Annotated in this window: 19 protein-coding genes; 11 read left to right on the forward strand and 8 right to left on the reverse strand. The window is 36.2% G+C overall.

The window, feature by feature from the left end:
• Positions 1-7: 7 nt before the first annotated feature.
• The 3 genes from KYG33_RS12735 to KYG33_RS12745 all read right to left on the reverse strand — a co-directional run bounded on the left by KYG33_RS12735 (position 8) and on the right by KYG33_RS12745 (position 1,605).
• On the reverse strand, positions 8-685 hold the full coding sequence (locus KYG33_RS12735) for a hypothetical protein (RefSeq protein ID WP_077418770.1): 678 nt from the start codon (positions 683-685) through the stop codon (positions 8-10).
• Positions 660-1,169 carry an RNA polymerase sigma factor gene (locus tag KYG33_RS12740; protein WP_047385893.1) on the reverse strand — a complete coding sequence of 170 codons (510 nt, stop codon included), beginning with the start codon at positions 1,167-1,169 and terminating at the stop codon, positions 660-662. Before KYG33_RS12740 ends, KYG33_RS12735 begins: the two co-directional genes overlap by 26 nt.
• Before the next feature lie 85 nt (positions 1,170-1,254).
• On the reverse strand, positions 1,255-1,605 hold the full coding sequence (locus tag KYG33_RS12745; RefSeq protein WP_219071857.1) for a helix-turn-helix domain-containing protein: 351 nt from the start codon (positions 1,603-1,605) through the stop codon (positions 1,255-1,257).
• A gap of 154 nt (positions 1,606-1,759) precedes the next feature.
• On the opposite strand from KYG33_RS12745, the gene KYG33_RS12750 reads away from it, so the two are divergent.
• From KYG33_RS12750 to KYG33_RS12765, 4 genes are all read left to right on the forward strand, one after another.
• Entirely contained in the window at positions 1,760-3,100 is a 1,341-nt protein-coding gene (locus KYG33_RS12750) for a hypothetical protein (RefSeq protein WP_219071858.1), read from the forward strand.
• A gap of 11 nt (positions 3,101-3,111) precedes the next feature.
• Positions 3,112-3,678, forward strand: coding sequence for a DUF6705 family protein (locus tag KYG33_RS12755; protein ID WP_219071859.1), 567 nt, complete (start codon positions 3,112-3,114; stop codon positions 3,676-3,678).
• A gap of 44 nt (positions 3,679-3,722) precedes the next feature.
• The gene (locus tag KYG33_RS12760) at positions 3,723-4,073 is read left to right on the forward strand and encodes a hypothetical protein (protein ID WP_219071860.1); all 351 of its coding nucleotides are present in this window, start codon (positions 3,723-3,725) and stop codon (positions 4,071-4,073) included.
• A gap of 82 nt (positions 4,074-4,155) precedes the next feature.
• Positions 4,156-4,545 carry a hypothetical protein gene (locus KYG33_RS12765; protein ID WP_219071861.1) on the forward strand — a complete coding sequence of 130 codons (390 nt, stop codon included), beginning with the start codon at positions 4,156-4,158 and terminating at the stop codon, positions 4,543-4,545.
• A gap of 42 nt (positions 4,546-4,587) precedes the next feature.
• On the opposite strand, the gene KYG33_RS12770 is transcribed toward KYG33_RS12765, so the two are convergent.
• Positions 4,588-5,748, reverse strand: coding sequence for a GlmU family protein (locus KYG33_RS12770; protein WP_180565778.1), 1,161 nt, complete (start codon positions 5,746-5,748; stop codon positions 4,588-4,590).
• Between the two features lie 105 nt (positions 5,749-5,853).
• Complete coding sequence (locus KYG33_RS12775; RefSeq protein ID WP_002976190.1) at positions 5,854-6,105, reverse strand: type B 50S ribosomal protein L31; 252 nt, start codon at positions 6,103-6,105, stop codon at positions 5,854-5,856.
• 183 nt (positions 6,106-6,288) lie between these two features.
• Between KYG33_RS12775 and KYG33_RS12780 the strand changes: the two genes are divergently transcribed.
• The 5 genes from KYG33_RS12780 to KYG33_RS12800 all read left to right on the forward strand — a co-directional run bounded on the left by KYG33_RS12780 (position 6,289) and on the right by KYG33_RS12800 (position 11,284).
• The gene (locus KYG33_RS12780; protein ID WP_077418768.1) at positions 6,289-7,698 is read left to right on the forward strand and encodes a hypothetical protein; all 1,410 of its coding nucleotides are present in this window, start codon (positions 6,289-6,291) and stop codon (positions 7,696-7,698) included.
• The gene (locus tag KYG33_RS12785; protein WP_047385875.1) at positions 7,698-8,024 is read left to right on the forward strand and encodes a nucleotide pyrophosphohydrolase; all 327 of its coding nucleotides are present in this window, start codon (positions 7,698-7,700) and stop codon (positions 8,022-8,024) included. Before KYG33_RS12780 ends, KYG33_RS12785 begins: the two co-directional genes overlap by 1 nt.
• Positions 8,025-8,095: 71 nt before the next feature.
• The gene (locus KYG33_RS12790) at positions 8,096-9,319 is read left to right on the forward strand and encodes a 3-phosphoshikimate 1-carboxyvinyltransferase (RefSeq protein ID WP_219071862.1); all 1,224 of its coding nucleotides are present in this window, start codon (positions 8,096-8,098) and stop codon (positions 9,317-9,319) included.
• A 67-nt stretch (positions 9,320-9,386) separates the two neighbouring features.
• The gene (locus KYG33_RS12795; RefSeq protein WP_232539015.1) at positions 9,387-10,067 is read left to right on the forward strand and encodes a hypothetical protein; all 681 of its coding nucleotides are present in this window, start codon (positions 9,387-9,389) and stop codon (positions 10,065-10,067) included.
• Between the two features lie 221 nt (positions 10,068-10,288).
• Positions 10,289-11,284 carry a phosphatidylinositol-specific phospholipase C gene (locus KYG33_RS12800; RefSeq protein ID WP_180564720.1) on the forward strand — a complete coding sequence of 332 codons (996 nt, stop codon included), beginning with the start codon at positions 10,289-10,291 and terminating at the stop codon, positions 11,282-11,284.
• Between the two features lie 163 nt (positions 11,285-11,447).
• Here the strand turns inward: KYG33_RS12800 and KYG33_RS12805 are convergent, their stop codons facing one another.
• The 3 genes from KYG33_RS12805 to KYG33_RS12815 all read right to left on the reverse strand — a co-directional run bounded on the left by KYG33_RS12805 (position 11,448) and on the right by KYG33_RS12815 (position 17,776).
• Positions 11,448-13,280, reverse strand: coding sequence for an alkaline phosphatase (locus tag KYG33_RS12805; RefSeq protein ID WP_219071863.1), 1,833 nt, complete (start codon positions 13,278-13,280; stop codon positions 11,448-11,450).
• Between the two features lie 73 nt (positions 13,281-13,353).
• Entirely contained in the window at positions 13,354-14,862 is a 1,509-nt protein-coding gene (locus tag KYG33_RS12810; RefSeq protein WP_219071864.1) for a RagB/SusD family nutrient uptake outer membrane protein, read from the reverse strand.
• 25 nt (positions 14,863-14,887) lie between these two features.
• Positions 14,888-17,776 carry a SusC/RagA family TonB-linked outer membrane protein gene (locus tag KYG33_RS12815; RefSeq protein ID WP_180564722.1) on the reverse strand — a complete coding sequence of 963 codons (2,889 nt, stop codon included), beginning with the start codon at positions 17,774-17,776 and terminating at the stop codon, positions 14,888-14,890.
• Positions 17,777-18,171: 395 nt separating this feature from the next.
• On the opposite strand from KYG33_RS12815, the gene KYG33_RS12820 reads away from it, so the two are divergent.
• Entirely contained in the window at positions 18,172-18,966 is a 795-nt protein-coding gene (locus KYG33_RS12820; protein WP_180564723.1) for an SDR family oxidoreductase, read from the forward strand.
• Between the two features lie 4 nt (positions 18,967-18,970).
• Complete coding sequence (locus tag KYG33_RS12825) at positions 18,971-20,674, forward strand: hypothetical protein (RefSeq protein WP_232539018.1); 1,704 nt, start codon at positions 18,971-18,973, stop codon at positions 20,672-20,674.
• Positions 20,675-20,833: the final 159 nt, after the last annotated feature.

The following is a 20,833-nucleotide window of genomic DNA, read 5'->3' on the forward strand; positions in this document are numbered from 1 at the left end:
CTGATTTTTAGTATTCGCTGTCAAGATTTTCATTTTTTTGAGAAGATGCTACTGTTTTTTTAAACTCAGTTCCTAATTTCATAAAGGAATATTTAGCAACATCTATGGCTTCTTTTTCACTGCTGATTCTTTTGCCGTTTACAATTACATAGGAGTCATTGTATGCTGTAGCAGAATCATTTAAACTTTTACTGTTTGAGGAATTACTTACGTATCTGGGTCTTGTTTCCTTTTTAAGTCTTCCTCTTTTTGGAAGGATTTCATCCATTACATCTTTTTCCGCTACCTGGTTATCCTGAAAAACAGAATCTTTTTTCACACCGGAAATAGAATCTGTATGATTTATGGCAACCTGTTCCTGGTGATCACTGTTTTCTTCAATGAATCCGGACTTCTGCTTTAAGATTTCATCTTTTACCAGCTTTTCTTTATCCTGCGCATTCTTATTATTGTTATTCAGGAAAAATCCGATACTTAAGACCAGCATTACACTGGCGGCCATCCAGAACCATTTAGGAAAGGAGGGTTTCTTCTTTTCTTGCAATGGAATAACAGGTGTTGCATTCTGTTCAGGCTCCGCGCCTTCAGCAGTCTGAAGAAAGTCTTCAAAACTCCAGTCCATTTTTTCTTCCTTAATATCCCGGAAGACTTCGTTGTATTTATCTTGTAATTGATCTTTTTTCATAGCTCATCAGTTGTGAGATTTGTTCTTTTACTTTTTGTCTCGCACGCATCAGGTTTACCCTTACTGCATTTTCCTCCATTTCCAGCATTTCAGAAATTTCAGAAACATCATACTCTTCTACATCTTTCAAGTGGATGACCATCTTCTGTTTTTCGGGGAGCTGATTGATAAATCCTATAATATGTTCCTTAAGGTTATCAACTTCCATACTATAAAGCTCCGAGCGATGAAGCTGCATATCCGCAAAGCCGATCTTGACATCGTGATGTTTCAGCCGGTTCAGGCATTCGTTCCGGACAGACTTCAGCGCATAGGATTTAAAATTTCCGAATTGCCCCAGTTCATCCCTCTTCTGCCAAAACTTTATCATGAGATCCTGCACTACATCTTCTGCTTCATCACTGCTCATGACAAACCGCTTCGCAAAACGATACATCTCGTCTTTGAGAATAAACACCGTATTCTTGAAAGTTTCTTGGGTCATGAGTTTTGTTTCTTATAGGTAAGACAATTGCCGTTACAGATCTATTACATCAAAAATAAAAAAACTTCAAAAAAAATTGAAGTTTTTATTTTTTGTCAAGAAGCTGCTTGAGAAATGCGATCTCCGCATCCTTGTCTTTAAGCCTTTGTTCGTATTGCTCTATTAGTTTTTCAGAGGCATTGATGGTTGCATAATTCTGAGCTATTGCAACTTCATTATTATTTTGATTGACAGTTATACTATCTCCGCTCAGAAAATCAAGAACGCTTGCCTCTAACACTTTTGCAATATCCTCTACCTGAGAAAAAGCGGGCTTACTTTTATCATTTTCAAAATTGGAATAGGTTTTCTGGGAAACGTTCAATACTTCCGCAAGATACTCCTGGGTAAAGTTCTTATTGATTCTCGCTTTTTTCAGTTTTTCTCCTAACGTCATAGCACAATGTATTTTTACCAAAATTACATATTTTTTCTTTTAGAAAAATAATACGGAAACCAGTATTTTTCTACTGTATTGTTTCAGTTTATTATTCACACATTTGTAGAGTTATAAAAAAAGTATATATTTAATACCTAAAAAACAAATGCTTATGAAGAAAAATTTAATCTTTCGGCTTTTCCTGCCGATGGTTCTCTTTACCCTGTTCCATTCCTGTATTCATGATGAAACCTTAGCTTCCTCAGATCCGGCTTCTAAAGAATACACCAATAAGAGCTTATGGAAAGAAGATGAAAAGTACATTCAGAATGTCATGAAAATCTATCAGGATAATGAATTTAAGATCAAAAAAAACAGCGGCTCTCCTTACTGGAACTATGCTACTACTGTAGACCGGTATGATGAAAGCTTTCTGATGGTGCCTGTAGTAGAAAACGGGAAAGTAGTTTCTGTATTACAGGTTCCGAGACATCAGGATAAAGTGTATTTTATTTATACGTCTTCAGATGATGATATTTCTTTCTTTCAAAATCTGTTTTCTTCTAAACTAAAAAGAGTAATAGATACAAAAGTGAGTGATGAGGCCAGCAAGCTGGTTTGTACTACAAAGGTCTATTCTATATGGTATCCTGATAATGAGTCTAATCCCGATCCTTCGAGCGGATCAGGACATTGGGGAACTTATCAAGTCACCAACTGTACATTTTCACAAGCGGAAGCTTGCCTAGGTATTGTAGGGCCTAATGGAGAGTGTCTAGAAGGCGGCGGCGGTGGATATAATTATCCAATAGGAGGCGGAACTAATAATAACCCACCTGATCAACAAAATCCCTGTGATAAGCTAAAAACACAAACTTCTAATATTACGTTTAAAAATAATATAACTTCCCTCGAAGGAAAAACTACTGACAGCTATGAAAGTGGTTATAGGATAGGAACTAATTCTGATGGATCTTTACAAAATCAATTATTACAAAATAAGCCTGGAACACAACAAGTGGATCTCAAAGCCTTCTCAAATACAATAACATTAATGCATTCACATTATGACGAATTGTATCCAATGTTTTCACCAGGTGACATCATCTTCTTTAACCAATGGATTGTTTGGGCACAGAATTGGAACTCAATACCTAAAAACATGCCTAAGATACCATTGAACAATCTTACATTCACCCTAGTAACAAGTAATGGAAATTATTCTTTTATTTTCGATGGCACATCTGCAACTCCTTTACCAAATTATACACAACAACAATTAGAGGATTTAGATAGAGATTATACATACAAGTATTTAAATAATGCGGTGACTGTAGGAAATGTGAGTGGAAATGCAAATTTTAACATGGAAAAATTAGAAACAGAATTTCTTAGATTTATGAATGATAAAATGAAGATGGAGGGGTTGCAACTTTATAAAACTACAACAAGTGGAAATTCATCAGTAACTTTAGTAAATGGAATACTACAGAAAACAGATTGTCCGAATTAAAAAATAAAATTATGAAACAAATATTATTAATACTATTATCAATTTTTACAATTCTTTGTAAAGCACAAATATACCCTTTAAATCACAAGGAAGAAGTACCAAATGGGGCATATTACAAAGATTTAAATAGTGAACTTGATAAGTATATAGGCTTATGGAAAGGAACATGGAATGGGAAAACATTATATTTAGATTTAAGAAAAAATAAATATAAACTAGGAAATGATTCTAATTACATTTACAGAGATATGATTTTAGGAGAAAGAAAGATAATTAATTCGAATGGAAATATTGAAATTGACCGAATTTCTAACTTCGATTATCAACATCCAGAATTTGATGGGATTGGATTCAATTTAAAAAATGTTAATATAAAAAGGTTGTATTTTTATCCTAAAAATATGTGTAGAAAAACTGCAACTTTGGATATTACAAATTTCACAGGAAATCAAATGACTTTACATTTTGAATATCTTCCAAGTATTATAGATCCTAATTGTCAGCATAACGCCTATGTAGATCAGTATGGAGATTTTCCTATTAATTTCCCGAAAGATATTGTATTAACCAAACAATAGTATAAAACCTCCAACATTGGAGGTTTTATTTCTAAACACAGATTATGAAAAACCAAATTAAAATCCCAACACCCTGCCCAGAAAACTGGGAAAATATGCAAGACTTTCCATCAGGAAAATTCTGTGAGAAATGTTCTAAATGTGTCGTAGATTTTACGGAGAAAACAGATGAACAAATCCATAAGATTCTTAAGACTGCTAATGGTAAAGAAATCTGCGGAAGAATTTCAAAACGGTTATTAGCTATTGCTGTGACAGGAATTATTTTGATTACCAATCTTACTTTTGTTCAGGCGCAGACTCAAAATAATCCAGGAGTTGTTACCGAACAAAAAGCAACATATATCACAAAAGTTTCAGGAAAATTGAACAAACAAGGAAATATCCAATGCTGAAGTTTTCTTCACTTGTAAATCAAAATATATAAAAACAATAGCAGATGAAAATGGAAATTTCACTTTAGAAATACCTAACGAGTTGATTAAAAGAAAAAATGTTTTGTACTTTGATTTTGATAAATTAAATAATGAAACCTATAAAAATCCCGACAGAAAAGTACCCAATACAATAAATGCCGATATTTACGAAAATACCTCAATTATTTTCTCTAAAAAAGAACAAATAAATGAGAAAGAATTTCAGATTGAGTCTCAGCATCGATATTTAGAAATAGGAGCTGTAGTAGTAACATCTGAAAATCCACCTGATTACTATTACTTTAATGGGAAGAGTATGAGTGAAAAGAAATTTGATAAGTTGAAAAAAGAAAATCCCAATTATCAATACTTCTTTTTCAAAGATAGAGAAGCAGAAATTATTTCCGGGAAAGGCTATCTGGATAGTTTACAATTATTATATTCAAACTAAAAAACAAACCCCTCAAAAAGTTATGAGGGGTTTATTTTTAATTTAATACGTATCAAAAATATGTTTCAAAATAGCTTTATCTTCTTCTGTTAAAGGAACTTTTCTCCTCGCCATAGCTCTTTCTGCCACTTCATATACTTTATCCAGCCTGAATCTTTCATCATCTTTCAATCCTCCCCATGAAAAGTTTTCCACAAGATTGGGTGGAAAACCAGGTTTGAAGATATTGGATGCTACTCCTATCACCGTTCCGGTATTCAATTGAGTGTTAATTGCTGTTTTGGAATGATCTCCCATGATCAAACCAGCAAACTGTAAGCCCGTATCTTCAAAAGCTTTTGTTCTGTAATTCCACAGTTTTACATGGCTGTAATTATTTTTAAGATTGGAAGAATTGGTATCAGCACCGAAATTACACCATTCCCCGATTACAGAGTTTCCAACGAAACCTTCATGTCCTTTACTGGTGTAACCAAAAATGATAATATTATTGGCTTCCCCTCCCACTTTACAATGTGGACCAATGGTAGTTGCTCCGTAAATTTTAGCCCCAAGATTAAATTTAGAATCTTCTCCAAGGGTAATAGGACCTCTAAGGTGACAGCCTTCCATCACTTCAGCATTTTTACCGATATAAATTTTCCCGGTCTTAGTATTTAAAGTAGAGAATTCAATTTCTGCACCTTCTTCAATAAACAGATCTTTTTTATCTCCTAAAAAACCATTGGTTGAAGATAACTCCTGTGAAGTTCTTCCTTTGGTAAGCAGATCAAAGTCAAAATCAATAGCATGATGATTATAGGTAAACAGATCTTTTGGTCTTTTAAAGAAAATAAGATCCTCCTTAATGTCTGTCATTTTTTCAATCTGATTCAGAGAGAAATCTTTCATATTGATTTTAGCGGCGATCAATTCATCTTCATAAACCAACGCTTCTCCCAGCTTAAGATCTTTAATCTGTTGAATTACGGTTTCTGTAGGAATGAAATTCGGAACTAAAAAGAGACTTTCTTTTTCCTCCGGACTTTTAAATTTATCCTGAAGATACGTTTCCGTGAAGTAGGAAATTTCCGTGTTTTCAAGGATTTTCTGCCATCTTTCGGAGAATGTAAGAATTCCGCATCGCATGGCAGCAACAGGGCGGGTAAAAGTAAGCGGAAGAAAATCTTCCCAATATTGTGCGTCTGAAAATACTAACTGCATCATTCAGGTTTTGGTTTAAAGTTTAAAATTCAAGGTTAACAAATTTACAATAAAAAAAGTCTTCCAAAAAATTGGAAGACTTCTATATTTTTAAGTATACAAAAATTACTTAGCGAATTTTTTGTATTTGTTCATGAACTTATCAACTCTACCTGCAGTGTCAACTAGTTTTACTTTACCAGTGTAGAAAGGGTGAGAAGTTGAAGAGATTTCCATTTTGATTAGTGGATACTCTTGTCCTTCGTACTCGATAGTGTCTTTTGTTTCTGCAGTAGACTTGCAAAGAAACACCTCGTCGTTACTCATATCTTTGAAAACAACAAGTCTATAATTTTCTGGGTGGATTCCGTTTTTCATAATACTATTTTTAAAAAAATTAAGTTTGCTTTCGAAATAGTAATGGATATTTCTCTGCTAAATTTTAGGTTGCAAAAATACAACATTTTTTTAAAATTCCAAATACTGAATTCATTTTTTTTTATTGGTAAGAAATTTAAAGTATTTTCGTTAAATTTGGAACTTACTTAAACCTTAATTTCAATGAAATTCAAATTATTACTGGCTTTTTCCTTCTGGATGTTACTTGTAGCAGTATCATGTAATAAGGATGATATTACGTTTGACAGCCCTACGCAGCAGCTAAGTTTCTCAAGAGACACAGTATTCTGTGATACGGTATATCATCAGGTACGTTCAGAAACCTATGTAGTAAAAGTATATAATAATGAAGATAAGGATATCATGATCCCTAGAGTAAATCTTGAGAAAGGTGCCGCATCATTATATAGAATCAATGTAGATGGAAAACCTGGATATGATTTTCAAAATGTTCCTTTAAGAAAGAAAGACAGTCTTTATATTTTTGTTGAAATTGCCCCTGAAGCTACCGGACCAGAAGCGATTGCTGAGGACAAAGTTATTTTCACAGGGCCTGCAGGACAGCAGCATGTGACCTTATTTTCTGTAGTTCAGGATGCTGAATTTTTTATTCAGACTCCCGGCAACCCTAATGAAATTACCAATTCCACTACATGGAATAACAATAAAGCAAAGATCATCTACGGGAATCTTACCATCAACCCAAGTGTAACACTGGACATAAATCCTGGAACTAAGGTATACTTCCACAAAAACAGTGGAATGAAAGTTTCTTCCGGAGCTGTTTTAAATATCAATGGAACTCAGACCGATCAGGTTATTCTTCGTGGAGACAGAAATGATCCTTATTATGATACGATTCCTAAAAACTGGAATTCTATTAAAATGGAAGCAAATTCTACGCTCAAGATGAACCATGCAAGACTTTTCGGAGGAACAAGAGGTTTTGATATGAGACAAACCAATGCTACTATCACCAATTCATTCATCCATACTTTCTTTGAATACGGTATCTATGCGGTAGGTTCTACTGTGAATGCCAATAACCTTGTGATGAACAATTGCGGTTTATCATGTATCGGTATTTTCAGAGGAGGAAAACACAGCTATACTCACGCTACGATTGCCAATTATTCCAGAACAATGAGCTCTTTTGACAGAAGCGGAATTTTTGCAGCCAATGAATGGAAGAATGATGCAGGACAATCAGAACAGGGCGCTTTACAGCTGCTTGATATTAAAAACAGTATCATATATTCTGATAGGGATGATGCTATTCATTTTGAACAGACTCCGGGACAGCAGTTTGAATTCTTACTTCAAAATTCATTAATAAAATATACCAGTGCAACAGGAGCAGGTTTCACTTTTGACAATAATCCAAACGTAATCCAAACAACCAAGAATACTGATCCACAGTTTGTCAACTATTTTATGGCTAAAATGAATTTAAGGGTAAAACCAGGTTCTCCAGCTCTTGGAAAAGGAAATGCGGCTGTTGCAGCAACAGTACCTTTCGATATTGTGAATGTATCCAGAACTACAAACCCAACGCTGGGAGCTTATCAATAATGGAAATTACCCAGTTACAACAGCAGGTTGATGAATGGATCAAAACCATTGGCGTAAGATACTTTAATGAGCTTACGAATATGGCGATGCTGACAGAAGAAGTAGGTGAAGTAGCGAGAATCATTGCCAGAAGGTATGGTGAACAAAGCGAAAAGGAAAGCGATAAAACAAAAGATCTTGGCGAAGAACTGGCTGATGTACTTTTTGTAACATTATGCCTGGCTAATCAGACGGGAGTTAATTTACAGGACGCTTTTGACAGAAAAATGAAAATCAAGACTGACCGGGATAAAGACCGGCATCAGAATAATGAAAAATTGAAATAATTATAAATGATGAGTTATGAATTATAGATGAATTTGTAACTCATAATTTTTTTAATATCATGTAGATAATAATGAAGAAGCTAGAAAAATCAAAGTTATCAGGAGGAAAAACAGTACAGATCAGCGGTTCGAAAAGTATTTCGAATCGTTTATTGATTCTGGAAAGTCTGTTTAGCAATATAAAAATCGGAAATCTATCCAATTCTCAGGATACTCAGTTGCTGAAAAAAGCATTATCTGAAAATACAGAAGTGGTAGACATTCACCATGCAGGAACGGCAATGCGCTTTCTTACTTCTTATTATTCTATCCAGGAAGGAAAGACTACTATTCTTACCGGCTCAGGAAGAATGAAAGAAAGACCGATCAAAAATCTGGTAAGTGCCTTGAGGGATCTTGGGGTAGAAATTGAGTATTTGGAGAATGAAGGCTTTCCTCCTTTAAAAATTACAGGAAAAAAGATCACCCAGACTTCTGTGAATGTTCCGGCCAATATTTCCAGCCAGTTTATTACCTCTCTGCTTCTTATTGCAGGAAAACTTGAAAACGGAATGGAAATTAATCTTGTAGGGAAGGTTACATCTAGGTCTTATATTGAAATGACCCTTGATATTCTGACAAAATTTGGTATCCAAAGCAGTTTTGAAGGAAATTCGATCAAAGTAGAACCTTTCACTCCTGACCATAATGCAGAAGTACATTATGAAGTGGAGAGTGACTGGAGTTCGGCTTCTTACTTCTACTCTATCTGTGCTTTGGGAAGAGAAACCATCCACCTGAAAAGTTTTTACAAAGAGTCAACGCAGGGAGATTCTGCAATTGCCAATATCTATGAGAAGTTCTTCGGAATCAAAACAACATTCTCTGAAGATGAGCATCAACTAACGCTGGAACCTCAGCCAGATTTTTCTTTTCCGGAAAAAATTATCCTGGATATGAATGACTGTCCTGATATTGCACAAACTCTTTGTGTAACAGCCGCAGCCTTAAAAATACCTTTTGATATTTCCGGATTGGGAACTTTAAGAGTAAAAGAAACCGACAGACTTCTTGCCTTATATAATGAGCTTGAAAAACTGGGCACTGAAACAGAAATTACAGATTTAACGATTAAATCAATCCGTTTTGGAGAGCCACAGGATCATATTTCTATCAAAACGTATCAGGATCACAGAATGGCAATGAGTTTTGCTCCGTTCTGCCTGATTAATGAGCTTACTATTGAGGATGAAAATGTAGTTGAAAAATCTTATCCAATGTTTTGGGAAGACCTTGAAAGTATTGTAACAAATTAATTTAAAAATGTGGTAATTTGGAAATGGTTTCATTCTGGATTACCACATTTTAATCATACTACTAATAATGAGACTCATCTTTCTCTTTTTGGCTTTCTTATCTGTGACGAGCTTACCTGCTCAGAATCTGAAAAATTTTTCAGTTCCGAAAGGTTATACCCAGATTGTGGAAGCCAAAGGCGATCTTGACAAAGATGGAAAAGATGAAACTATCCTGATATTTAATACGAATATAAAAGCATCAGACAAGCAAAACCTGGAAGGTACAAATGACTATAAAAGGGTTTTCTATATTCTGAAAAAAGGAAACAGCGGTCTAAAAGTATGGAACGAAAATTCTACCCTCCTTTTTTCAAGCGGATTCGGATTTTATCCTTCTGATAATACTCTTGAAATCAATATAAAAAATAACTGTCTTATTATTGAACAGCAGTTTTTTACCAATTCAAGGCATACCCAGCAATATAAACATACCTTCAGATTTCAGAACGGAGATTTTTATCTTATAGGTTCGCACGATCATTTTGAAGACACCTGTGAATTCAGTTTTACAAATGAAATCAATTTTTCTACAGGGCAAGTAATTGTTGACAGAGAATATTCATCCTGTGATGATGGCACCAAAGTACCCGAAAACTCACACAAAGAGTTTTCTCATAAATTCCCGGCTCTTATTAAAATGAATGATTTCTTTATCGGAGACCACAAGTTCAAAGTTCCCGGGTCGAAGGAGGATTTTGTGTTTTAGGATGGAAGATTGAAGCTGGAGGTTACTGTTAGGTGGTTGATCTATCATAGCTGCTTTATTGTAAATCCATTACTATTTAACTAGTAACGATTTCTCTTTTTCCACCATCCATCCCCCAACTTCCTGACTTTATAGCAACTTAATCATCTCTTAAGATTAAATTAACTCCTTGTACTTTGATATATTCTTATTTTTAAGCTGCATTAAAAAATAAAAAAACTATGTTCAAACAAAGCATGAAACGTTTTACAGCCATCACTCTTGGGGTTGTTACTGCGTCGATCTTCTTTTCCTGTTCAAATGACAGCATGATGGAAAGAGATAATGAAACTCTTGCAGCCTCTTTAGCAAAAACAAGTAATAAGGCTTCATTATTACCTATTGCCATGAATAGCTGGATGTCTGGTCTTCAGGATAATATTTCAATTTCAAAAATCTCTATTCCCGGGACTCATGATTCCGGTGCACGTGTAGATGCTCCTGTTGTATCAGGTACGGCTAAAACTCAAGACCTCAGCATTGCAGAACAACTGAATGCAGGAGTCCGTTTTCTGGATATCCGTTGCAGACATATTGACAATTCTTTCACCATTCATCACGGTGCGATTTACCAAAATCTGAATTTTGATGATGTGCTTAATGCCTGCTATACGTTCCTTAACAGCCATCCATCAGAAACAATTATCATGTCTGTAAAGGAAGAATATGACGCATCCAACACTACCAGAAGTTTTGAGCAGACCTTTGATTCTTATGTACAGAAAAACCCTTCTAAATGGGATCTTGGGGCAAACATTCCTGCATTAGGAGCTGTAAGAGGAAAGATCAAATTGTTGAGAAGGTTTTCTTCAGGAACAACTAAAGGAATCAATGCTTCTCCGTGGGCAGATAATACGACATTTGATATCAACAATTCCGGCGTACAATTAAAAGTTCAGGATTATTATAAGGTTACCAACAATGATGATAAGTGGAATGGAATTTCCAGTCTGCTTAATGAAGCCAAAAATGATACTAACGGAAAGCTTTTCGTGAATTTCACCAGCGGTTATAAACCGGGAATCTTTGGGATCCCAAGTATTCCTACAGTATCCAATACCATTAATCCAAAACTTAAGACCTTCTTCCAGACGAATACTCAGGGTTCATATGGAATAATGCCGATTGACTTTGTAAATGCGGAACTGTCTGAATTAATAGTGAAGACCAATTTCTAATTCATTATTTGTTAGATATATTTATAGGCTGTTTCTTTTTTGAGGCAGCCTTTTTAAATTTTGTTCTTGTTTTATCTCTGGCTTTAAATCAATACACAAAAAAGACCGTTTCGTTTTTTGAAACGGTCTCTCTTTGTAAAAGTAAAAGTATTAAAATCAAAAGTTATTTCTGTATTCCGTAGGCTGCCAATATCTTGTTGAAAATCTCTGTATTTTCAAATAATCCTGTAAATTCTTTAGAGTTCGGACCGTATGCAAAAACACTTGACGGAATGGAGGTATGATCATTCGTACTGAAGTTTCCGAATATCCAGCCATCTTTCAGGCTTCCGTCCAATAGCGTCAAACCACCTGTTTCATGATCTCCCACCACGATTACCAGGGTTTCTTTATTTTCATCAGCAAATTTCATTGCCTTACCAACCACATGATCAAAATCCAGTAATTCTGTAACCAGCTGCTCAATATTGTTGCTATGACCTCCTCCATCAGTCTGAGAAGCTTCTATCATCATAAAGAATCCGTTTTTATTATTCTTTAAATTATTTAAGGTAAGATCGAACGCATCGGAAAGCCAGTTTCCTCTTCCGTTGGTTATTCTTTGTGAAGCCAGAGGATCAATCACCAAAGTACGGTTCTTAATTGCAGTAACTGATTTCAAATCTTTATACAAATCGACTTTGGCATCTTTAAATTTCTGTACATTTTCCTGAGACAGTCCGTTTGTAGGGCCTCCGATAAGAATTCTCGTTTTTGAAGCTGCGAAATCTTTCAAAATAGATTCGGAACTATTTCTATTGTCTGAGTGTGCATAGAAATCAGCAGGCGTTGCATCTGTAACATCACCCGTAGAAATCAATCCGGAGACCATTCCTTTCTCAGCGATAATATCAGGAATTTGTGCGAGTGCTTTTCCCATATTGTCAACTCCTACAAAAGTATTTTTAGTTTTCACTCCTGTTGCAAATGCTGTAGAACCCGGTGCTGAATCTGTAATATAGGCATTGGATGAATTGGTTTTGGAAAGTCCTGTAGCTTTCATATTGAAAACATTTAACTTTCCTTTGTTGGCTGTAAAGGCAGCATAGTATTGCGGAAGAGAAGTTCCGTCTGGTATAAGAAGGATCACATTCTTTACCTTTTTAACCACTCCGTCTGATGCATAAGTCGGAGTATAGGTGCTGTATTCTTTTGTATTTTTATAAAAGTTTTTCGGGATAGAGTTCATGAATTTTTTTAGATCCGGAATATGGTCGGTATTGATATAATCTACTCCCATATCCATAAAATTCACCCATGCATTAGGAAAGTCCGGAGCCCCGTAAAAACGCACTGGTTTTTGCTGGGAATGTGCTTTTTCAACAGCAGTTTTAATCCTTGTCGTTTCCTCGTCTCTTGGGATTCCTTTTCCATTCCATTTTACCAATCCGGGAAGATCTGCACTGAACATTCCTACTCTTTTTAACTGGTCTGCAGAATAATTTTTGTCAAGATCTCCATCAAAGTAAAGATAGTCTGGATAGTTTTTAAAATCTGTCGGTTGGGGTCTTCCGCCGGTAATCACAATTTTAATTCCTGAATTTCCCGTGATCTCAGGATATTTTTTTAATGTAGCCACCAAAGCATCCAATGATGTTTTATAATCCTGCTTAATATCAATCAGCAGCTGGAGTTTTTTGCCGGCATCCGGATAGATATTCCCCTTGTTCAGCTTAATCTGTTTTGAAATATTATCGAGATAAAGGTTTTCCAGTGTTCTGTCTGCAGAAAGTTCTTTTTCGGTATGAGCTACCCAAAGATTACCTTTTACAAGAAATACATCTGCTTCTATGGAACCAAAGTTGGCATAATAAGCCTGCCAGAAAGGGATCTCCTGCATGTAATCATTATGTGAATGTGCATTGCCAACATTGTAGTTTAAATAATTCTGTGCCTGATTTTCAGAAAAAACAGCCAGGGCCAGTACAGCCAAAATTTTTGATAGTTTCCGTTTCATAATTTCTGTAAAAAACTATATCATCACAGAAGTTTCTGCAATGATATAGTGGATAATATATAAGATTAAGATGTTACCAGCCTTCATTTTGCTTGATGATTCCATGACTGTTTACGATTTCAGCCTGCGGAACTGCCCAAACATTATGTACAGCTGGATTAAAATTTCTTGCTGCCCAAACCTCCTGTCCGTTAATACCATGCAGAGGCTTGGCATAAGCTGCCTGTGCATCTCCCCAACGTACAAGGTCTCTGTGTCTGTCTGCCCATTCACCTGCCAGCTCACAGCGTCTTTCATGTTTAAGATCTGCCATTGTACATCCGTTTTTCGGAGATAAACCTGCACGTACTCTGATCATATTGATTTCCTGATCTGCAGATTTCCCCTGCATCAATGCAGCTTCTGCTTTGATAAGGATAACCTCAGCATAACGCATGATCGGAACGGCAAGATCCGTACACGGATAATCTCCGTTGGCACTCACATGACCGCTGTTAAGCTGATATTTGAAAGCATCCATATATTTATTGAACTGATATCCGGTAAGTGAATTGGTAGAAGTATATATTCTTTCTTTCCCGTTAAAGGTAAATTTGTCACCTATTTTCAGGATGGATGCACTTCTTCTAAGATCCCCTGTTTCATATTCGTCATAAAGTTCTTTTGTAGGCTGAAAATATCCCCATCCGTTATATTCGCCCCATCCTTTATTTTCAAGCATTACGCCCGGAAGAATACTTCCCCATGCTGTAAACTTAGGTGTCCCGGGGACAGACCAGATATATTCTGAGCTGTAGTTGTTTTCAGCTTTGAAGACGTCAGCAAAATTACCCAGCAAAGCTCTGTTTCCTTTTGTCATCACTTCATTAGCCCAGAATTCTGCATTCTTCCAGTCTTTCATAAACAAGTATACTTTTGCCAAAAGTGCCCATGCTGCAGCTTTATGTGGTCTGCCATAATCTTTTGCAGGAAGTTCTGCCTGAGTAGGTAATAATTCTGCTGCTCTTTTCAGATCGTTTACAATGTAGGTGTAATTTTCCATCACATTGGCTGCTCTCGGAATCGGGTTTGGATCAGGATCCTTAGAACGGTCGATAATAGGCACTCCCGCTTTTTCATTTCCGTAAGAATAAGAAAGTTCAAAATACATTCTGCTGCTCATGAACAAAGCTTCTCCCAGGTATTTATTTTTAATGGCCTGTGAAGTCTGGATGTTATCAATATTACGGATCACACGGTTGGCCACCCCAATTACATTATATCTTTTGTTCCATTGAGTTTCAAGATCTCCCGCTGCGATGTAATTACTGCTGAAGTTTTTTGCGTTATCCGCTTCGCTCTTTGCTCTTCCGGTTACCATATCATCACTGGCGTTGATAAACCAAAATAGTCCTCTTCCGTAAAATTCACCGTCGAACAAAGGTTTATACATGGCATTAGCACCGGTAATCAGGTCATTTTCCGTTTTCCAGAAACTGGCTTCAGTAGGTGTTCCTTCCGGCTGAACATCCAACTCTCCTGTACATGATAAAAGCATTACGGATATTCCTGATACTAAAAATATTTTATTGAAAAATTTCATTTTTTACTTTTTTGTTAGTTAAAAATTATAACCCGATCTCCACCCCAAAGATGAATGAGCGTGCCTGAGGATATCTTCCGGTATCTACACCATAAGAATTCATTCCTACTTCAGGATCAAATCCTGTATATTTCGTAATCGTAAACAGGTTATTGGAAGTCATATAGATTCTCACCTTATTCACATCCAGCTTGCTGTACAATTCTTTTGGTAATGAGTAACCAATGGTAAGGTTCTTCAGCCTTAGATAAGATCCGTCTTCCACATAGAAATCCGATACTTTGGAATAATTACCGCTTGGGTCTCCGTGTACCAGTCTTGGAATATCGGTGTTCGTATTCTGAGGAGTCCATGCATTAAGGATATCTTTATCCATGTTGTAGTTCTGCCCTGTACCACCCGGGTTCAAAGAAATAAACTTCATCCCGTTGAATATTTTATTTCCGTATACGCCCTGGAAGAATAAGTTCAGATCAAAGTTTTTCCATGTCATGTTGTAAGAAAATCCGTAAGAAAACTTAGGATATGGGCTACCAAGATTAACAAAGTCATTATTATTAAGCACTCCTGTGTTACCTTCTTTCTTCAGGAACTTGATATCACCTGGTTTTGCATTCGGCTGGATAAGATTTCCGTTGGCATCTTTATAATTGTTGATCTCTTCCTGAGTCTGGAAAATTCCTCCGGTCTTGTAACCATAGAAAGAATAGAGAGGATCACCCACTTTCACGCGTGTTGGTTTCAGCACACCTCTTACTCCATTATCATTGATAAAGATCTCATTCACATTGGCAAGCTGCTTCACCGTGTTTTTTAGTTGACTCATTGTAGCTCCGACAGAGAATGTGAAATCATCAGAAACTACTTTGTTGTAATTGATTCCCAACTCGAATCCTTTATCCTGAAATAATCCTGCATTCACATACTGATTATTATATGTTGCCGTACTTGGTAAGCTTACATTGAAAATCTGATCTTTGGAATTCTTTACGAAATAATCAAACTGTAAAGAAAGGCTGTTGTGGAGGAATGAAGCATCTACCCCAAAGTTAGTCTGCTCAGATTTCCCCCATTTCAGATCCGGGTTCGGACGTGTAGTTGCGTAATAAGCAATATTTTGAGAAGGATCCTGTCCGAAAATCACATTATTATCTCTGGTCATTAATGGATTAACAGCTTGTGGAGAAATCCCTCCAAGGTTACCCAGAATACCATAACTTCCTCTCAGTTTAAGACTGGAAAGCCATGAAATATCTTTCATAAAATTTTCTTTCGAAACTACCCATGCACCGGAAACCGCATAATAGTTAGCAAATCTGTTCTGTTTTGCTACCAGTGAAGAACCATCACGTCTTCCCAATACACTTATGATATACTTTCCTGCATAGTCATAATTTACTCTCGCCAGATAAGAAACCAAAGATTGCTTGAATCTGTAACTGGAAACATCTTTATTGGTATCTGCAGCATTCTGAAGATGTTGGAAAACCTCAGCTTCACTTCTGAAATCATAGGCTTTTGCTACAAAACCATCATCAATTGTTTTCTGGAAAGTAAACCCTCCCAGGAAATCAAAATTATGTTTTCCTGCAGCAATTTTATAGGTAAGCAATTGCTCTGCAAGTGCTGTAGATGAGTTATTGGACTGGTACTCTAAATTATTCGTATCAAAAATCTTCCCGACTTCCAATACTCTATAGGTAAAGTTTTTTACATCACCCAGTTTAAAAGTCTGCGAAAAGTTAGAACGGAATTTTAAATCCTTAGCCAACGTAATCTCAGCATATGGATTGATCAAGATCTCATGCGTAGGATTTCTGATACTGATCCTTTTAAGATAAGCTACCGGATTGATCATATCTCCGTAACCTCCTGCCACATCAATTGGTAATCCGGAAAAAGCTCCGCTTGGTGTGTATACCGGAACATTCGGTGGATAGTACATTGCAGCCACTAAAGCTCCCGTATAACCACTTTTTGTATCTGCTGTATTGCCGTCAGAGTAATTATAATACATATTTTCTCCAATCGTCAGCCAATCTTTTACTTTATGTTCAGAATTGACTCTGAAATTATATCGTTTTGCCTGCGTATTCAGTAAGATTCCTTCCAGATTTCTATGGTTCATTCCCACAAAATATCTGGATTTCTCACTTCCTCCGCTTAGGTTAACATTGTATTCCTGAATAGTTCCTGTTCTGAAAATTTCTTTCATCCAGTCTGTTCTGGTAATTCTTCCGTCCGGATATTGGTTAGGATTAAAAGCAATGGGTAAACTTCCCAGTTTCCCGGCATTTTCATATGCTTTGTACATTACATCCTGAAATTCCGCTGCATTCAGAGACTCTTTTAGCCTCCATGCCTGGTTCACTCCATATTTTACATCAAAATCTACGGTAAGATTTCCTTTTTTCCCCTTTTTAGTGGTGATCAGGATAACCCCTCCGGAAGATCTTGCTCCATAAATGGCTGCAGAAGCATCTTTAAGTACAGAAATATCCTGTATATCATTTGGGTTAATAGAGGGTGTTCCATTAAAAACTACTCCGTCTACTACATAAAGAGGAGTTTCTCCATTGATTCCTCCCAGACCACGAATATTTACTTTAGGTGAGCCGTTAGGATCTCCACCTTCGTTCACTACAGTTACTCCGGGAGCTTTACCCTGAAGAACCTCTCCTACACCAGACAAAGATCTGGAAGTAAGCTTATCCAGCGAAGCCTCCGAAACAGCGCCGGAAACTTTACTTTTTTTCTGTGTTCCGTATCCTACAACAACAATCTCGTCGATGGATTTTTCTTTTAAGCTGTCTTTTTTCTGAGCGAGGAACATCGGTGAAGCTGATATTGCACCAATAAGTAATACCCTTCCCGTTAAATACGTTACTGAGACAGGGATTTTAAATACATTCATGATCTCCTTTTTGATTAGGTGCAAAATTAGATCAGTCCGCTCCCCCGCCCCATTAAGGTTTCCTTATGTTTTTATTAATAAATTTTAGCTTTTTTAAGACACCACCTACCACACGTTGTAAGTAAAACATTGTATATCAATTATATAAGTAATTAAAAGTAATCATTTCTCTGATATTGCATGCAGAATTGAGATTAAGTTTGTCTTAAGTTTATTATGAACTGATAGCAATAGATCAGTAAATCATTAAAATTATTTCAGGAATAATAAATAACTGAGTTCATTTTTCTTTTTTTACATTTGCTGAAAATAGATTTTACTTTTGAACACAGACCTTTAAAAACGTCTCACTGGCATCAGAAGAAAAATAAAAACAATAAAATCAGACAAATTCAATGACCATCATTATTACAGGAACCTCATCAGGGATCGGGTTTGCATTGGCCGAATATTTTGGTAAAAAAGGGCATAAAGTATACGGATTAAGCAGAAAGCATACAGAAAGTGAGTATTTCAGATCTATACCCACTGATGTTACCGATAACACAGCCGTTCAGAATGCTATCGCTGAGGTTTTAAAAACAGAATCCAGAATTGATGTTCTGATCAATAATGCTGGAATGGGAATGGTAGGAGCAGTAGAAGATTCTACGAAAGAAGATATTTTAAAATTGTTCAGCCTAAATCTTGCCGGACCTGTACAGATGATGAGCGCTGTTCTTCCGAAAATGCGTGAACACAAATTTGGGAAGATCATCAATGTTTCCAGCATCGGAAGTGAGATGGGTCTGCCTTTCCGCGGATTTTATTCGGCTTCAAAATCTGCGCTGGATAAAGTAACGGAAGCAATGAGGTATGAAGTATACCCTTGGAATATTGAAGTATGTTCACTGCATTTGGGAGATATCAAAACCAATATTGCAGACAACAGAGTTATTGCACAAGTTTCCCAACCTTATAAAAATGTTTTTGATAAAGTATATGCTCTGATGAACTCTCATGTGAACGATGGAACTGAACCTTTGGAAGTTGCAGAATACATTGAAAAACTTTTAGCAAAAAATAAGTGGAAAGCTCATTATTATTTTGGTAAATTCGGGCAGAAAATCGGGGTTCCTTTGAAATGGATTCTTCCACAGGGAACTTATGAGAATTTAATGAAAAAATATAATAAACTGGATAAAAATTAGTTGATTGATAGGGCGCATAGTTATTCTGAACAGAATGCGATGCAGTGAAGAATCTTTTGTACTGAAGATTTCTCAATCCTCTTCACATTCAGAAGCTGATAAATTGAAATTACTTTTAAAAATATTTTTTGTGCTGTTCTGCGTTTTTACACAAGCGCAGAAAAAGCAGTATTGGCTGATTGATACAGAAACCAATGTCAGGAAAAAAGTAAAAGATTCTACTTCCGCAGTAAAGTTTCTGGATTCATTAGCTCAGAATAATTATTTCTTTACCAAACTTAAGGATGTAAAAGTAAAGGGTGACAGCACTGAAATTTTCTTTGACAAAGGCAAGAATTTCAATGAAACCTATGTAAACCTCACTGATTCTCTTGTTCAGAAGCTAAAGATTCAGAAAGATTTTTTCACTAAAAACTTAGATTCCACCAAGAAAAGCATCAACAAAACTTATATTGATGACGGATATTCTTTCAGCAGAATCAAATCCAAATATAAGGGACAGAAAAACGGCTACCCCATCGTAGAACTTGACATTAACAAGAACGATAAAAGAACGATCAATAATTTTGTCGTAAAAGGATATGAAAAAGTTCCTAAAAGATTCATCAAAAATCTTGAAAAGGAATTTAAAGGCAAAAACTACGATGATAAAAATCTTTTGGCCATCAATAAAACATTTCAGAGCCATCCTTTTCTGACTCTTGAACGGCAGCCGCAAACTTTATTTACAAAAGACTCTACAAGTATTTACCTGTTCCTGGAAAAGAAAAAGACCAATACTTTTGACGGAGTAATCGGTTTCGGGAATGACAAAACCTCCAAGTTTACGTTAAACGGAACCATGAATGTAAATTTCAGGAATATGTTCAACGGTTTTGAAACCGTCAATTTATACTGGCAGAGAAACCCGGATAGAGGGCAGACTTTTGATCTTCAGGTGGATATCCCATATCTGTTCAAATCGAATGTCGGGATGAATGCAAAAGTGAATATCTATCGCCAGGATTCTACATTTGCCAATGTAAAATTCCTGCCTGCCTTCTATTACCATATCAACAACCGTAACAAAATAGGTTTAAGGGCAACTTTGGAATCCTCTACCATTATTGACACGCTGTATGTGCAGGGGAAAGATTATAACAAAAAGGGACTCGGAGTATGGTTTGAAATGACAGAGCCTACTGATATTGACCTTTTCCTTTATAAGACAAGGATCAATGCTGGTTACGATTTTTTAACAACCACCTATTCTAAAGACAATATCAAAGCCAACCAAAACCAGTTTTATTTCTTTGGAGAACACAATTACCATATCTCCGGAAACCACTTCCTGAACATTAAGGGAGAAGGTGCCATGATGGATTCTAAAGTAGAGTTCACCACCAACGAATTATACCGTTTCGGGGGCTGGAACTCCATGCGGGGATTCAATGAAAAATCACTGGCCGCCGATTTCTATTATTATGGAAGTCTGGAATACCGGTATCTGATCGGCAGTCAGGCATTCTTCGACATCTTTGGACAATATGGACAGCTTAATAATAAATCACTGAATGTAAGGCCCAAACTCTACAGTGTCGGACTCGGTTTCAATTTCTTCATTCCTATCGGTCTGATGAGCTTTCAGCTGTCTAATGGTAACGAGTTTGGAAATCCTTTTAAGTTTAATGATACCAAAATTCACTGGGGAATCCTGAGCAGGTTTTAAAAAAGAAAAGAAGAAGGAAGCTGGAGGATAGAAGTTATCGGAGTCTTGGTTTCGCAATTTATTTCTTTCATAAGACCGAAGTTTTTTCAAAATTTATTACTAAGGATTGCAAGAAGTTGACAACACCACAGTAACTTCCAGCCTCGCTCTTCCAGCTTC

The organism is Chryseobacterium sp. D764, assembly GCF_019317325.1.
Taxonomy (GTDB): domain Bacteria; phylum Bacteroidota; class Bacteroidia; order Flavobacteriales; family Weeksellaceae; genus Chryseobacterium.

What these genes read in the sequence shown, in the direction of transcription:
- KYG33_RS12805 (WP_219071863.1), bottom strand. Translation starts at nt 13,280, where the DNA reads ATGAAACGGAAACTATCAAAAATTTTGGCTGTACTGGCCCTGGCTGTT.
- KYG33_RS12740 (WP_047385893.1), bottom strand. Translation starts at nt 1,169, where the DNA reads ATGACCCAAGAAACTTTCAAGAATACGGTGTTTATTCTCAAAGACGAG.
- KYG33_RS12795 (WP_232539015.1), top strand. Translation starts at nt 9,387, where the DNA reads ATGAGACTCATCTTTCTCTTTTTGGCTTTCTTATCTGTGACGAGCTTA.
- KYG33_RS12780 (WP_077418768.1), top strand. Translation starts at nt 6,289, where the DNA reads ATGAAATTCAAATTATTACTGGCTTTTTCCTTCTGGATGTTACTTGTA.
- KYG33_RS12785 (WP_047385875.1), top strand. Translation starts at nt 7,698, where the DNA reads ATGGAAATTACCCAGTTACAACAGCAGGTTGATGAATGGATCAAAACC.
- KYG33_RS12775 (WP_002976190.1), bottom strand. Translation starts at nt 6,105, where the DNA reads ATGAAAAACGGAATCCACCCAGAAAATTATAGACTTGTTGTTTTCAAA.
- KYG33_RS12755 (WP_219071859.1), top strand. Translation starts at nt 3,112, where the DNA reads ATGAAACAAATATTATTAATACTATTATCAATTTTTACAATTCTTTGT.
- KYG33_RS12800 (WP_180564720.1), top strand. Translation starts at nt 10,289, where the DNA reads ATGTTCAAACAAAGCATGAAACGTTTTACAGCCATCACTCTTGGGGTT.
- KYG33_RS12735 (WP_077418770.1), bottom strand. Translation starts at nt 685, where the DNA reads ATGAAAAAAGATCAATTACAAGATAAATACAACGAAGTCTTCCGGGAT.
- KYG33_RS12750 (WP_219071858.1), top strand. Translation starts at nt 1,760, where the DNA reads ATGAAGAAAAATTTAATCTTTCGGCTTTTCCTGCCGATGGTTCTCTTT.
- KYG33_RS12810 (WP_219071864.1), bottom strand. Translation starts at nt 14,862, where the DNA reads ATGAAATTTTTCAATAAAATATTTTTAGTATCAGGAATATCCGTAATG.
- KYG33_RS12815 (WP_180564722.1), bottom strand. Translation starts at nt 17,776, where the DNA reads ATGAATGTATTTAAAATCCCTGTCTCAGTAACGTATTTAACGGGAAGG.
- KYG33_RS12770 (WP_180565778.1), bottom strand. Translation starts at nt 5,748, where the DNA reads ATGCAGTTAGTATTTTCAGACGCACAATATTGGGAAGATTTTCTTCCG.
- KYG33_RS12760 (WP_219071860.1), top strand. Translation starts at nt 3,723, where the DNA reads ATGAAAAACCAAATTAAAATCCCAACACCCTGCCCAGAAAACTGGGAA.
- KYG33_RS12745 (WP_219071857.1), bottom strand. Translation starts at nt 1,605, where the DNA reads ATGACGTTAGGAGAAAAACTGAAAAAAGCGAGAATCAATAAGAACTTT.
- KYG33_RS12790 (WP_219071862.1), top strand. Translation starts at nt 8,096, where the DNA reads ATGAAGAAGCTAGAAAAATCAAAGTTATCAGGAGGAAAAACAGTACAG.
- KYG33_RS12820 (WP_180564723.1), top strand. Translation starts at nt 18,172, where the DNA reads ATGACCATCATTATTACAGGAACCTCATCAGGGATCGGGTTTGCATTG.